The sequence below is a fragment of the Nitratireductor lacus genome, from assembly GCF_056431025.1.
Genome location: NZ_JBWKMB010000024.1, coordinates 1 through 12966 on the forward strand (window position 1 = coordinate 1; position 12966 = coordinate 12966).

General features: G+C 61.2%; 13 protein-coding genes. 2 read left to right on the forward strand and 11 right to left on the reverse strand.

Annotated elements, in window-relative coordinates; translation table 11 throughout:
• Positions 1–340: 340 nt before the first annotated feature.
• Genes rpsP through ffh form a run of 4 tightly spaced genes read right to left on the reverse strand, consistent with a single transcriptional unit; the run spans position 341 to position 3193 of the window.
• The gene (rpsP, locus tag AC07E3_RS17870; RefSeq protein ID WP_478363773.1) at positions 341–751 is read right to left on the reverse strand and encodes a 30S ribosomal protein S16; all 411 of its coding nucleotides are present in this window, start codon (positions 749–751) and stop codon (positions 341–343) included.
• Between the two features lie 25 nt (positions 752–776).
• Entirely contained in the window at positions 777–1280 is a 504-nt protein-coding gene (locus AC07E3_RS17875) for a GNAT family N-acetyltransferase (RefSeq protein ID WP_478363775.1), read from the reverse strand.
• A 2-nt stretch (positions 1281–1282) separates the two neighbouring features.
• A complete protein-coding gene (locus tag AC07E3_RS17880; RefSeq protein ID WP_478363777.1) occupies positions 1283–1615 on the reverse strand; it encodes a chorismate mutase in 333 nt (110 codons plus the stop codon).
• A gap of 9 nt (positions 1616–1624) precedes the next feature.
• A complete protein-coding gene (gene ffh / locus AC07E3_RS17885) occupies positions 1625–3193 on the reverse strand; it encodes a signal recognition particle protein (protein ID WP_478363779.1) in 1569 nt (522 codons plus the stop codon).
• 45 nt (positions 3194–3238) lie between these two features.
• On the opposite strand from ffh, the gene AC07E3_RS17890 reads away from it, so the two are divergent.
• Complete coding sequence (locus AC07E3_RS17890) at positions 3239–3400, forward strand: hypothetical protein (RefSeq protein ID WP_478363781.1); 162 nt, start codon at positions 3239–3241, stop codon at positions 3398–3400.
• A 111-nt stretch (positions 3401–3511) separates the two neighbouring features.
• Here the strand turns inward: AC07E3_RS17890 and AC07E3_RS17895 are convergent, their stop codons facing one another.
• The gene (locus tag AC07E3_RS17895) at positions 3512–3679 is read right to left on the reverse strand and encodes a hypothetical protein (RefSeq protein ID WP_478363783.1); all 168 of its coding nucleotides are present in this window, start codon (positions 3677–3679) and stop codon (positions 3512–3514) included.
• A gap of 613 nt (positions 3680–4292) precedes the next feature.
• Entirely contained in the window at positions 4293–4916 is a 624-nt protein-coding gene (locus AC07E3_RS17900) for a DUF1236 domain-containing protein (RefSeq protein WP_336070933.1), read from the reverse strand.
• Positions 4917–5129: 213 nt separating this feature from the next.
• On the opposite strand from AC07E3_RS17900, the gene AC07E3_RS17905 reads away from it, so the two are divergent.
• The gene (locus AC07E3_RS17905; RefSeq protein ID WP_336070931.1) at positions 5130–5945 is read left to right on the forward strand and encodes a lytic murein transglycosylase; all 816 of its coding nucleotides are present in this window, start codon (positions 5130–5132) and stop codon (positions 5943–5945) included.
• A 168-nt stretch (positions 5946–6113) separates the two neighbouring features.
• Here AC07E3_RS17905 and AC07E3_RS17910 read toward each other — a convergent pair whose 3' ends face one another.
• The 5 genes from AC07E3_RS17910 to AC07E3_RS17930 form a co-directional block, all read right to left on the reverse strand.
• Positions 6114–7337 carry an argininosuccinate synthase gene (locus AC07E3_RS17910; RefSeq protein WP_336070929.1) on the reverse strand — a complete coding sequence of 408 codons (1224 nt, stop codon included), beginning with the start codon at positions 7335–7337 and terminating at the stop codon, positions 6114–6116.
• 200 nt (positions 7338–7537) lie between these two features.
• Positions 7538–9067: an indolepyruvate oxidoreductase subunit beta family protein gene (locus AC07E3_RS17915; RefSeq protein WP_478363786.1), complete on the reverse strand. Its 1530-nt coding sequence runs from the start codon at positions 9065–9067 to the stop codon at positions 7538–7540.
• A gap of 22 nt (positions 9068–9089) precedes the next feature.
• Positions 9090–11243: a thiamine pyrophosphate-dependent enzyme gene (locus AC07E3_RS17920; protein WP_478363788.1), complete on the reverse strand. Its 2154-nt coding sequence runs from the start codon at positions 11241–11243 to the stop codon at positions 9090–9092.
• A gap of 51 nt (positions 11244–11294) precedes the next feature.
• Positions 11295–11777 (reverse strand): MarR family winged helix-turn-helix transcriptional regulator, encoded by a 483-nt coding sequence (locus tag AC07E3_RS17925; protein ID WP_065816769.1) that lies wholly within the window; start codon positions 11775–11777, stop codon positions 11295–11297.
• A gap of 161 nt (positions 11778–11938) precedes the next feature.
• The gene (locus AC07E3_RS17930) at positions 11939–12727 is read right to left on the reverse strand and encodes a cyclase family protein (protein WP_336070921.1); all 789 of its coding nucleotides are present in this window, start codon (positions 12725–12727) and stop codon (positions 11939–11941) included.
• Between the last annotated feature and the right edge of the window lie 239 nt (positions 12728–12966).

Sequence of the window (12966 nt, forward strand, 5' to 3'; positions counted from 1 at the left end):
GATGACGCCTGTTCCTGACAGGCAAAAACCAGAAACCGCACACACTTGAACAAAACCCCGCCGAAAATCGACGGGGTTTGTCAGTGGTCTGAGCGGGCCTTCGGGTCCGCTTTTTCTTTTGCGCCGTGTTTTGTGTGTCGAAGTTTGCGCTCGCCCCTCATCCCCCCTTCTCCCCGCGCGCGGGGAGAAGGGGGCATAAACGTCGCCGCTTCGTTCTTCTCCCCGTAAACGGGGAGAAGGTGCCGGCAGGCGGATGAGGGGCAGTACCAACCTCAAAAACCCCCAAATAAAAATGGCGGGCCTTTCGACCCGCCATTCTCAATAGACATGCCTGCAAAGCTTACTCGCTTGCAGCGGTCTCTTCAGCCGGTGCCTCGGCGGCAGCGGCTTCCGCTTCGGCTGCGGCAGCCTTTGCCTCTTCCTCGGCCTGCTTGGCAGCGTCGATGCGCTCCTGCGCCTTCTTGCCGGGCTTCGCCTTGTTCGGGTTGCTCCGCGCGTCGCGCTTGGCAATGCCGGCCTCATCGAGGAAACGCAGGACGCGGTCGGTCGGCAGCGCGCCATTGGCGAGCCAATGCTTGATGCGCTCTTCGTTCAGAACGACGCGCTCGCCATCCTTGGGGAGCATGGGGTTCCAGGAGCCGACCTTCTCGATGAAGCGGCCGTCACGCGGGCTGCGCACATCGGCGATCACCACATGGTAGTAAGGACGCTTCTTGGAGCCCGCACGGGCCAGACGGATTTTCAGTGCCATGGTTTCTTCCTTTCGATAATGGCTTTCAAGCCGGCAACACGTGCCGGAATCTCAGGCGCGGCTCGCCGCGCAGTTCTGTGGGAGGCATGGGCTCGGCACCCAGCCTCTTTGCGACGGCCTGTGAGGCCAGATTGTCCGGATGGACGAAGCTCATAAGCGGCGGCAGTTTCAGGTCTTCGGCTGCCCAGACCTGCACGCGGCGTGCTGCCTCCACCGCATATCCCTTGCCCTCGAAGCCCTCATAGAGGCTCCAGGCAAGCTCCGGCTCGTCGATCGCCGGCGGATGCCAGAGGCCAACGAAACCGGCAACTGCATCGGCGTCTTTCGGCTGCACGGCGAACATGCCGTAGCCATTGAGCGCCCATGCGCCAACCATGGACGAGAAAGCGGTCCATGCCTGGAAGGCGTCCTTCGGTCCGCCGGTATGAAGCGTGCGTTTCGCATCCGCGCAAAAGGCTGCATAGGCGGGAAAGTCTTCCCGCTGCCAGCCGCGCAGAATGAGGCGCTCGCTTTCGAGGACCGGTGTCATGCTCAGGCCTTCTCACCGGTCTTGGAGCCATTGCCGTGCTCCTCGGCAATCGCCTCGTGATGACGGATCACTTCGCGGATAATGAAATTGAGAAACGTCTCGGCGAAATCCGGGTCGAGATTTGCATCGTCGGCGAGACGGCGCAGCCGCGCAATCTGGCGCTCCTCGCGCGCAGGATCGGCCGGCGGCAGATCGTGCACGGCCTTGAGATGACCAACCGCCTTCGTGCAGCGGAAACGCTCGGCCAGCATGTGCACGAGTGCCGCATCGATATTGTCGATGGAGGCGCGCAGCTCGAGTAGCTTTGCCGTGACCTGATCCGTGTTGTCGCTCATCGGATTCCCTTACTTCTTCTTCGGCAGTCCGGGCAGACCGCCAGGCAACCCCGGCAAGCCACCACCCGGCATTCCCGGAAGGCCCTTCGGCAAACCGCCCTTGGGCAGACCGCCGCCGAGGCCAGCGGCTTCGGCCTGCTTCTGCAAGGCTTCAAGCTGCTTGGGGTCCATCTTCGACAGGTCGGGCATGCCACCCCCAAGGCCCCCCGGCATACCTCCGAGGCCCATCTTCTGCGCCATGCCGCCCATGAGGCCGCGCATCATGCCGCCCTTGCGGCCCTTGCCGCCCATGGCCTTCATCATGTCGGCCATCTGGCGGTGCATCTTCAGTAGCTTGTTGATCTGCGCCGAATCCGTGCCGGAGCCGGCCGCGATGCGCTTCTTGCGGCTGTGCTTGAGCAGCTCAGGATTGGCGCGCTCCTTTGGCGTCATCGACTGGATGATGGCGATCTGGCGGCCGAACATCTTGTCGTCGAGACCGGCAGCAGCCATCTGGTCCTTCATTTTCCCCATGCCCGGCATCATGCCCATGATGCCGCCCATGCCACCCATGTTCTGCATCTGGCGCAGTTGCTCGGCGAGATCGTTCAGGTCGAATTTGCCGGCCTGCATCTTCTTGGCCATCGCCGCGGCCTTTTCCGCATCGATGGTCTCGGAGGCCTTCTCAACCAGCGAAACGATATCGCCCATGCCCAGAATGCGGTCGGCGATGCGCTTGGGATAGAACTCCTCCAGCGCGTCCATCTTTTCGCCAACACCGATCAGCTTGATCGGCTTGCCGGTGACAGCGCGCATGGAGAGCGCCGCGCCGCCGCGCCCGTCACCGTCCATACGGGTCAGGACGAGGCCGGTGATGCCGACACGGTCGTTAAAGTTGTTGGCGAGATTGACGGCATCCTGACCGGTCAGCGAGTCGGCAACGAGAAGGATCTCGTGCGGGTTCGACGCGCTTTTAATGTCGGCCATCTCGACCATCAGCGGCTCGTCGATATGCGTACGGCCGGCCGTATCGAGGATCACCACGTCATGGCCGCCGAGACGAGCCGCCTGCGTGGCGCGCCTGGCGATCTCGACCGGTGTCTGGCCGGCAATGATCGGCAGCGTAGCGACACCGGTCTGCTCGCCGATTTGCTTGAGCTGTTCCTGAGCGGCGGGGCGGCGCGTGTCGAGCGACGCCATCAGCACCTTCTTGCCCTGCTTCTCGGTCAGGCGCTTGGCGATCTTGCCGGTGGTGGTGGTTTTACCGGACCCCTGAAGACCGACCATCATGATGACAACCGGTGCCGGTGCGTTGAGATCGATGGTCTCGCCTTCCGTGCCGAGCATCTCGATGAGCTCGTCATGGACGATCTTGACGACCATCTGGCCGGGCTTGATCGACTTGAGGACTTCGGCGCCAACGGCCTTTTCGCGCACGCGATCAGTGAAGGAACGCACCACGTCGAGCGCCACATCCGCCTCGATCAGCGCACGGCGCACCTCGCGCAGGGCCGCAGAGACATCCGCCTCCGACAGCGCACCGCGGCCCGTCAGGCCATTCAGGATGGAACCAAGGCGTTCCTGAAGCGATTCAAACATCCGCGTTCCTCATGTCTCGCATTATTCGTGTTCATGCGAGAGGTAATGCATCCGCGCCTGAGCTTCAAACATCGCGCAAAGCCGAAAAGCACCCGGGGGCGCATCGCGCTGCCGGGTGTTGACCTCCAGGATCGTCACTTTCCGCTGAAAGGCGCCCTGGTCGGCTGCTCGGAGTTGTCACTCGTCGCGGAAATTCTGGGCCTGTAGACAGGAAATCGTCTCTGGAGTCAAGGAGAGCATGGCTTCGGCTGCGCAAAGCGCGTCAGATCGTGAGATTGAGGCCAGTCAAAAGAACGCGCCTGCGCAGCACAAAGTGGCTCAGTTTTCGTCTGTCGGCTGCCGGCGTCTTTCCAGTTCCGCCTTTCGCTTTTCTTCGCCGCACATCTCCAGAAGATGCGTTGGCAGGTCTTCGCAGAAGCCGGGATAGTAGCGTGCCGCCAGCCAGATTATCACCCAACTGGATGCGACCTGCTGTCCGGCCGCCACGCCAGGTTCAGACTGTCGGCCAGGTTCAGACTGTCGGTAAGCGTGATGGCGCGGCACAATGTCTTCCGGCGGAAGCGGCATCCGGGCCGACGGCGATCGTTGCATCGCAGCCGATACAGGGCCGACAGGCTGATCATTCAAATGCCGCGCGTCCGCGGAATAGGGAAATGATGAAATGACGAAGGCAGTCGCAACCGCCGCGAATGGATGAGCGCGCGCTCGTCCGGACTGTGGTGTTATCACGGTAGATTCCTGTTTTTGCGATATTACGCATTGGCCTGCACGCACTCTCGGCGCAGGCGAATATCTCTGTCTGAAAATTTTCGGTAGTTCGTCTTCAACAATATATTTAGTCAGCTAATAATATGACAAAAACTGTCTTCTTTATTCGCCCTCGTCAAGCCGTTGCGGAGAGATCGTCTGAAAAATTGACGCTGCGGCGAGACCATCGCCGCAGCGCCCGGTCATCGGTGCTGAACATCGCACCGACAGCTCGATCCCGGTCTAGAGCACTTCCACTTTTCGTTGAATCGCGAAAGCGCTCCAACTTATTGTTTTTCGCAATTCCGGACGGAAAACCGGTTCCCACTTTTCCTGGAATTGCTCTAACCTGTCATCGCAGAACATAAACGATGCGCCGCGTCTCGGGTTCGATCAGAACCGGCTGCTGGTTCACATAGACATAGCGGTAGTCGTAGTCGGGGATCTCGCGGACCTCCACGGTTTCAGGAACCACGGCGCCAACGACGGCTTCACCCTCGAGATAAACGGGTTCCAGCCGGTTTGTCTGGATATAGGTTGTGACCTCCGCGGGCGGAGGAGCAATGGGTTCAACCGTGCCGAGAGCGGTCTTGCGGCCGATCAGCTCGCCACGAACCGGCTCGATTTCGATACTCGACGTGGCTTCATAGGAAACCGGAGGCAGCGCCTCCGCCGGGCGGTCGGTCACCACCACATACTCCCCGGCGCCATCGAAAGGTGCCGTCAGATAGTCCGAATAAGCCCAGCCATTCACGCCCGCATGACTGACAGCGCACCATTTGCTGCCTTCCCGGCAACCTTCTATGGCGGCCTCTTCATCGACCCTGATCACCCCGACGACCGGATACTGCGGACCCGGGCCCGAGCGAATGTTCAGATCTGCGGTCGCCCTTGCAAGCATTTCCGCACCTGCCACACCAGCGAAAGCCAGCAACGCCACACCGGCGGCAGCGCCCTTGAGAAACACCTTGTTCATGACTCATCTCCAGTCGGTTTCAACTGGGGCATCAAACGGGGAGGGCCGCGATCGGTTCCGCAACAAATAACCGGAAATTGAGCAATTCGGCCCGCGAAACGGTTCGGTAATGACCGCTATGCTAGGAAACTCAACGCTTGCGGCCGCCGGTATGTTGTGTAATCGCTGCCAGCATCACATTATCTAGCCATCATTTATCTTAAGGAGAGCAACATGGCTTTCGGGGGAAGAGCGGTGGTCCTGGCCGCTTCGGTGTGCGCCTCACTTCTCATGGCGGGGCAGGCCTCCGCCGCGCAGTGTGGAAACAATGCCGGGGGATTTGAAGCCTGGAAGGCACAGTTCAGCCAGGAAGCGGCATCGCGCGGCATTGGCAAGCGCGGGCTGAACGCCCTGGCCAGAACCAGCTATGCCAGCAAGACGATTGCCGCCGACCGTGGCCAGAAGAGCTTCAAGCTCTCGCTGAACTCGTTCATGCAGAAGCGGGGCTCGAACGCGATCATTTCGCGCGGCAAGGGAATGAAGAAGAAGTATGCAAGTCTCTTCGCAAACATCGAGAAGCGCTACGGTGTGCCTGCCGGCCCATTGATCGCCATCTGGGGCATGGAGACAGGCTTTGGCGGCTTCCTCGGCAATCAGAACATCGTCTCCGCTGTTGCCACGCTCGCCTATGACTGCCGTCGCTCGGAGTTCTTCACCGGCCACCTCTACGGCGCGCTGACAATGGTGGATCGCGGCATGCTTGATCCCAATGCCAGGGGCGCAGCCCATGGCGAGATCGGCCAGACCCAGTTCCTGCCTGGCAACGCTCTGAAATATGGCGTCGATGGCGACGGCAACGGCCGGGTCGACATGATCCGTTCGCAGGCCGATGCGCTTGCCTCGACCGCAAACTTCCTGCGTGCCCATGGCTGGCAGCGCGGTGCCGGCTATCAGCCGGGGCAGCCGAACTTCCGCGCCATTCAGGGCTGGAACGCGGCAAGCGTCTATCAGCAGGCCATCGCCATCATGGCCAGGGAAATCGATGGGTGAGGAGCGTCCCGCAAAGCGGGCAAAAAGCCAAAGATTTGGCTTTTTGAGCGACGAACGCCCGGAGCCATAGCGAAGGGCTGGCAGACGCCAAACCCTGCTTCCTGCTGCTCAACGCACAAAAAAGCCGGCATCACGGCCGGCTTTTTCATTATCCAAATGCTGGAACGATCAACGGCCACGCTTCCTTGCGGCCAGCGTACGCAGGCGCAAGGCATTCAGCTTGATGAAGCCGGCTGCGTCCTTCTGGTCGTAAGCCCCCTGATCGTCCTCGAAGGTGACCAGAGCGTCCGAGTAGAGCGACTTGTCGGACTTGCGGCCGGTCACGATCACATTGCCCTTGTAGAGTTTCAGGCGCACCTCGCCTTCCACATCTTCCTGACTCTTGTCGATGGCGGCCTGCAACATTTCGCGCTCTGGCGAGAACCAGAAGCCATTGTAGATCAGCTCCGCATAACGCGGCATCAGCTCGTCCTTGAGATGCGCTGCACCGCGGTCGAGCGTGACGGACTCCATCGCGCGGTGCGCCGCCAGCAGAATGGTGCCGCCGGGCGTCTCATAGACACCGCGCGACTTCATGCCCACGAAGCGGTTTTCCACGAGATCGATGCGGCCGATGCCATTGTCGCGGCCAAGATCGTTCAGCGCTTTGAGCAGCGTCGCCGGCGAAAGCGCCTCGCCATTGATGGCCACGGCGTCACCCGCCCTGAACGAGATGGTAATCTCGGTCGGCTCGTCGGGCGCATCCATTGGCGAAACGCTGCGCTGATGGACATATTCCGGCGGCTCGACCCACGGATCCTCCAGCACCTTGCCTTCGGAAGAGGAGTGCAACAGGTTCGCATCGACGGAGAAAGGCGCCTCGCCCTGCTTGTCCTTGGGCACCGGGATCTGGTGTGCCTCGGCAAAATTGATCAGGTCGGTGCGGGACTTGAACTCCCAGTCACGCCAGGGTGCGATCACCTTGATGTCGGGATTGAGCGCGTAGGCCGAAAGCTCGAAACGCACCTGGTCGTTGCCCTTGCCGGTCGCGCCGTGGGCTATGGCGTCAGCCCCGGTTTCGGCAGCGATTTCTACCAGACGCTTGGAGATCAGCGGGCGTGCAATCGACGTGCCCAGCAGATAGACGCCCTCATAAACGGCATTGGCACGGAACATCGGGAAGACGAAATCGCGCACGAATTCCTCGCGCACATCCTCAATGTAGATTTCCTTGATGCCGAGCATCTCGGCCTTCTTGCGCGCCGGCTCCAGCTCATCGCCCTGGCCGAGATCGGCGGTGAAGGTCACCACCTCGGCATTGAGCTCCGTCTGCAGCCATTTGAGGATGATCGAGGTATCGAGACCGCCCGAATAGGCAAGCACGACCTTTTTCACGTCTTTGAGTTTCGTCATGGTCTTTCCCGGTATGAGAGGTACGGCATGGCCGGCCGGCTCCGCACGCCGGAGCCTTGGAAGTCGAGGCGACTAATATCAGGAATGGCGGCGCGGGCAAGACCAGTCCCCGCAAATGCCAGTGCCTGCAAATTCCGGTACCTGCAAACGAAAGAGGCCACGCCGTTTCCGGCATGGCCCCGCCCCCACGCAAAATGTGCTCAGGCCGCTTCCAGCGTCGCCACTGTCTTGAGCGCCCCATCGAGCATTTCGCCCTTCTCGTCCTTGAGCGCGGCGTCACGCAGCCGTCGAAGCCAGTCTGCCGCATCCTCACGACCCTCCAGCAGGTTCAGGCCGGAGAGCACCCGGTCGAACTTGGAGTGCGCGCGCACATGCGTGTCGCTGTAGCCCTTGATGAGCCGTCGGCAATTGAGAATTTCCACCGCCAGCGCATAGTCGCGCTGCGCCGTGTCGAGCGCCAGCGCATACCAGCGCTCCAGATGCGCCTCTTCCACCTGATGCCGCAACAGCGACCGGCGCCATGGTCGCAGCGTGCCGATCAGCCACAGCGCGCCAAAGCCGAACAGGCTGTCGGTGCGGATGCGCCGGCCGCGATTGATGCGACGGTCGACCCAGTGGGCAAGGCCCGGCCGGTTTTCGATGAAGCGGCCAAGCCTCGCCGGCAGCGTGCCACAGAATTCTTCCACGCGCGGGTGAAAGAACTCCGTCACCTGCAGGACATGGGCCTCGCCGACCTTCATCTCCTTGCGGATGCGCTCAGCGCGTGCAGTTCGCGTTTTCAGATCGGCAACGCGCAGAATGTCGTCATAGCACATGGCGTTGGCCACATGCTTGGCCGCTGCTTCTCCCAGGGCATGGCCCTTTTCTGCGCTGTCCAGCGCCAGCGCCCTCTCGAGCCGGTCGAGATATTCCACGCCATAGGCAAGGTCCTGATAGTCGACCACCTTGCGCAACCCGGCGAGCGCCATGGCTCTCACAGGTTCGGGATAGGCCCTCGCGCGGGCGGCCAATGCGTTCCACCGCGCCACCAGCCGCTCCGGCCCCTCGACCGCGATCTGCCTTGAAGCCGGCGCAGCATTGGGCCCCTCCTCTTCCACACGCTCACCGGAAACCGTGAGCTCGAACGCCCTGCCGAATGCCGCAAGGCTCGCCTTCACCCCGCGCCCGGAAGCCTCGATGGTTTCCTCGTAGCTTGCGCGCGGGAACGGCAAAGCGCCGGAGCCCGCCAGTGCCCCAAACAGGCTCGATGAGATCACTGAGCCGGCTTCGACAGCCACCTTTTCCATGTCGAAGCAGATGTAGCGGCTCGCCGCTTCGCGCGCATTCCGGTGAACGGTGGGTGAGTCCGCGCGCCCGTCGCCCGGCTCGATTTTTTCGGAAACGGCAGCGATGCGGTGAGCGGAGGCAATCAGCGTCGTACGGTCGGGCGTCACGAAGCCGCGCATCACCGCACGCCCCGCCTCCATCAGCTCGGCAGCAATCAGAATGTCGATGTCGCCCTGCGCCGGCGCCAGCGAGAAAACCGGCCGGCGACCGGTGTCCTGACACATCTCCACATAATAGATCGTCGCGCCGGTGCGCTGAGCCACGCCCGCAACGGATGTTGCCTGCGCAAGGTAGCCGTTGCGCTCGGCCACATCGGTGATCCAGTTGGTGAGAACACCGCCGCCCTGCCCGCCCACGGCGAGGATGGCAAGCTTGATGATCTTGTGCTCTTCTTTTGCTTTCATACGCCTGGCCATAATCGTTCCCTCAAGCGTCTGCGAATGTCAGGCGCCGCTTTTCGCGGCGGGTTTGCAGGAAGCCGGTCACCGTGCTGCGCACCCTGTTGGCAAGGCGGTCCCACCAGCCCGGATTGTGCACCACATCCGCGCGGTAGAAGGACGGGCACAGAACCGCCGCATCGGCCACCTCGCCGCAATTCCCACAGCCCACGCAGGTGTGATCGATCGAGGCCACCGGGTCGTCCCGCAGCGGATCATCCAGCTTCTTGACCGAAAGCGACGGACAGCCCGAAAGCCGCATACAGGCGTGATCGCCGGTGCAGACATCCTCGTCCACACCGAAACGCGGCTTCACCACCCGCTCGCCACCCGAGATCGCTTTTGCCACAAGGGGCTTTTCGCGGCGCTGGCGGTTGAGCATGCATTCGGAGGAGGCGACGATCACCTTCGGCCCCTTCTCCTTTGTCGTCAACGCCTCGCGCAGTGCGGCGCGTACCTTGGTCACGTCATAGGTGCGATCGATATGCCGAACCCATTTCACGCCCATTCCCTTCACCGCATCGGTGATCGGATGTTTCGTCGACTTGGTGGGATTGTCGGCACGCGAGGAGAGAATGTCCTGCCCGCCAGTCGCCGCCGAATAGAAATTGTCGACCACGACAATGACACCGTCATTCTCGTTGAACACCGCATTGCCGATCGAGGAGGTCAGGCCGTTGTGCCAGAAACCGCCATCGCCGACGAAGGAGATCGAGCGCCGCTTCGCGTCCGGTGAATTGAAGGCCGAGGCCGAAGCCGGTCCGAGACCGTAACCCATCGTTGTCGCGCCAAGCTCGAAGGGCGGCATGATCGAGAACAGATGACAGCCGATGTCCGACGAGATGTGGTGCGGTCCCATTTCCTGTTCGATCAGCTTGGTGGCAGCGAAGATCGGTCGCTCGGGACAGCCCGTGCAAAACCCCGGCGGCCGGCCCGGAACCACCTTCGCGAGATCCGCTGCCAGCGTGTTTTCGCCCGGCGCATTGGGGGCCAGAACCTGCGCCGCCAGAAGCTCCGGCGCATTGGCGCGCAGATAGGCGCTGATGCCGTCGAGCATGATCTGGCCGGTATATTCACCCGCCATCGGCAAAACGTCCTTGCCGAGAATGCGTGTGTCGACACCCTTCTTGTGCATCATCGAGGCGATGGCCTGTTCAAGATAGTTGGGCTGCCCCTCCTCCACGATCAGGACGGAGTCCTTGTCCTCGCAGAAGTCGATCACCTCGTCATCGATGAGTGGATAGACGGCGTTGAGCACATAGAGCGGCACATCCGTATCGCCATAGACATCGGCAAGGCCGATGCGCTGCAGCGCCCGGATGACGCTGTTGTACATGCCGCCCTGCAGGATGATGCCGGCCTTGCCCCGCTCTGGCCCGAAAAATTCGTTGATCCTGCGCGAGCGAATAAAATCGACCGCAGCCGGCATGCGCTTCTCCACCTTCTCCTTCTCATGCAGGAAGGAAGCGGGCGGCAAAACGATACGGTTGGTGTCCCGACGCGGATTTTCCAGCGCGTCTGCAACGGTCATTTCCGGGCGCTTGTTGTCTTTCGTCTCGAAGCTGCCGGTCACGTGGCAGCTGCGAATGCGCACCATCAGCATGACCGGGGTGTTGGAGACTTCCGAAAGCTCGAATCCATCTTCCACGGCCTTGACGATGGAAGGCAGGTTGGGTCGCGGATCGAGCAGCCATACCTGGCTCTTCATGGCAAACGGATGGCTGCGCTCCTGCATGATGGAGGAGCCTTCACCGTAATCCTCGCCAACGATGATGAGCGCACCACCGGTCACACCGCCAGAGGCAAGATTGGCCAGCGCATCCGAAGCGACATTGAGACCCACCGCCGATTTGAACGTACAGGCGCCACGAATGGGATAGTGTACGGAAGCTGCCAGCATGGCGGTTGCCGTCGCCTCCGAGGCGCTGGCCTCGAAATGCACGCCGAGCTCGCCCAGAATGTCCTGTGCGTCAGCCAGAACGTCCATAAGATGGCTGATGGGAGCACCCTGATAACCGCCCACATACCCCACGCCGCATTGCAGAAGCGCCTTGGTGATGGCGAGAATCCCTTCGCCGTGGAAGGTCTCGCCGGCCCCGAGCCGCAGCTTCTGGACCTCCTTCACAAACGAACGTTCAGCCATGATGCAGTCTCCCGTCGCTGGCACCGCAGTTCCACACTGCGGGCGGGCTCGCTAAAAATCGTGCTTTCTGATGTTGCCGAGGATTTTCTGAAGCGTGGCGACGAAGGCCGAGTATTCCGCCTCGTCAATACCCCTGAACATTTCGGCAAAGGCTTCGTGCATGGCTGGCCATGCACGGTTGAACTCTTCCCGCCCCTTGTCGGTCAGGAAGATGTTTCGGGTACGGCTGTCATCCTGACAGGCTTCGCGCCGGACCAGGCCCTGGGTCTCCAATGCGTCAAGCGTGCGGCTCATGGTCGATTGCTCGATCACCGTGTAGACGGATAATTCGTTGATCGACATGCCATCCCCGACCGCCAGGACGGCAAGCGCGCGCACCTGCGGTACCGTCAGCCCCTGCCGGCGCAGATCCTGCCGCAGGGTCGCATTGTACCGCCCCATGATGCGGTTCATCAGATAGGGCGCGAATTGCTGAAGCCCCATCTGGCCCAGCGTTTCAATTCTCGAATTCCTGCTATCCAAGCGTTCGTCCATCAAAGCCTCTCACCAGCAGATTGTCTGAACCGCTACCCTACCTTCCATGACACACGAAATGTCAGGCAATTGCGGATGAAAACCCTCTTCTCAGCGGCGGGCAGCGCGTTGAAGCCGCTGCCCGTGATGCTTCTGTCAGGGTTCGGCATGGCGCTGCCGGCTTAATCCCGAGCCACAAGCGCCAGAACGCGGCAGGGGCTGCCCGTGCCATGCTCGATTTTCAGCGGTGCCGCGATCAGGATCGCTCCCTTCGGCGGCAGTTTGTCGAGGTTGGCGAGACTGGCGAGACCGTAGCGATTGGCCTTGTGCAGGAGGTTGTGCGCAGGGAATGGCGGCTCCATTCCACCGGCCTGACCGGCATCGGTGCCGATCGTCTCGCTGCCCCAGCCGACGATCCCCTTGTCGAGCAGATAGGTGATCGCTTCGGCCGTTGGCCCCGGCGAATGCGGACCGGTTTCGTCGGCGTTCAGAAAGCGCTCTTCCGAACCGTTTCGCTTGTACCAGTCGCTGCGCAGAACGACCCATTCGCCTTTCTTTATCTCACCGTGCTCGGCCTCCCAGGCCTTGATGTGGTCGACCGTCAGCAGAAAATCGGGATTCTCTGCCGTTTCCTTCGAACAGTCGATCACATTGACTGGAGCGACAAAATTCCCGGGGTCGATTGTGTCGGTAGAACCATCGGGATGGTCCCGTCCGGTGATCCAGTGGATCGGCGCATCGAAATGGGTGCCGGAATGTTCGCCAAGCTTGAGCCAGTTCCAGGCCCACCACGGCCCATTGTCGTCATAAGCGGAGATCTTGTGAATCTCGATCTTCGGCGTGTCCACGGCAAGCTCCGGCGGTAGCTTGAGAAGCGGGGTGCCGGGACCCAGCACCGCAGACAGGTCGACGACCTCGACCTTACCTGACAGCAACTGGTCCGCAAATTCACGGATAATGGACTGGCTCATAAGTCTCCTCCCAGAAACGTTTGAGGCCGCAGCGAAACACCACAGGCAGCTTGAAACGGTCTAACTGAAAAAGGATGCATATGCAAATATCTTCGCAGGCGGGTAACCCGGCACTCTCGGTCTTTGATGACACTTCCGTTTCGTTCTCTGTCCCTATTGTCCGGCTAAGACTGCCGGCTCAATACAATTGGAACCCTAGGCTGTTTTAGGTCGCAAAAGGTTTCATATGCATATGAATT

Coding starts and splice junctions, on each gene's coding strand:
- rpsP (WP_478363773.1), bottom strand. CDS start 751: ATGGCACTGAAAATCCGTCTGGCCCGTGCGGGCTCCAAGAAGCGTCCT.
- AC07E3_RS17905 (WP_336070931.1), top strand. CDS start 5,130: ATGGCTTTCGGGGGAAGAGCGGTGGTCCTGGCCGCTTCGGTGTGCGCC.
- ffh (WP_478363779.1), bottom strand. CDS start 3,193: ATGTTTGAATCGCTTCAGGAACGCCTTGGTTCCATCCTGAATGGCCTG.
- AC07E3_RS17910 (WP_336070929.1), bottom strand. CDS start 7,337: ATGACGAAACTCAAAGACGTGAAAAAGGTCGTGCTTGCCTATTCGGGC.
- AC07E3_RS17915 (WP_478363786.1), bottom strand. CDS start 9,067: ATGAAAGCAAAAGAAGAGCACAAGATCATCAAGCTTGCCATCCTCGCC.
- AC07E3_RS17930 (WP_336070921.1), bottom strand. CDS start 12,727: ATGAGCCAGTCCATTATCCGTGAATTTGCGGACCAGTTGCTGTCAGGT.
- AC07E3_RS17890 (WP_478363781.1), top strand. CDS start 3,239: ATGCATCCGCGCCTGAGCTTCAAACATCGCGCAAAGCCGAAAAGCACC.
- AC07E3_RS17925 (WP_065816769.1), bottom strand. CDS start 11,777: ATGGACGAACGCTTGGATAGCAGGAATTCGAGAATTGAAACGCTGGGC.
- AC07E3_RS17900 (WP_336070933.1), bottom strand. CDS start 4,916: ATGAACAAGGTGTTTCTCAAGGGCGCTGCCGCCGGTGTGGCGTTGCTG.
- AC07E3_RS17880 (WP_478363777.1), bottom strand. CDS start 1,615: ATGAGCGACAACACGGATCAGGTCACGGCAAAGCTACTCGAGCTGCGC.
- AC07E3_RS17875 (WP_478363775.1), bottom strand. CDS start 1,280: ATGACACCGGTCCTCGAAAGCGAGCGCCTCATTCTGCGCGGCTGGCAG.
- AC07E3_RS17920 (WP_478363788.1), bottom strand. CDS start 11,243: ATGGCTGAACGTTCGTTTGTGAAGGAGGTCCAGAAGCTGCGGCTCGGG.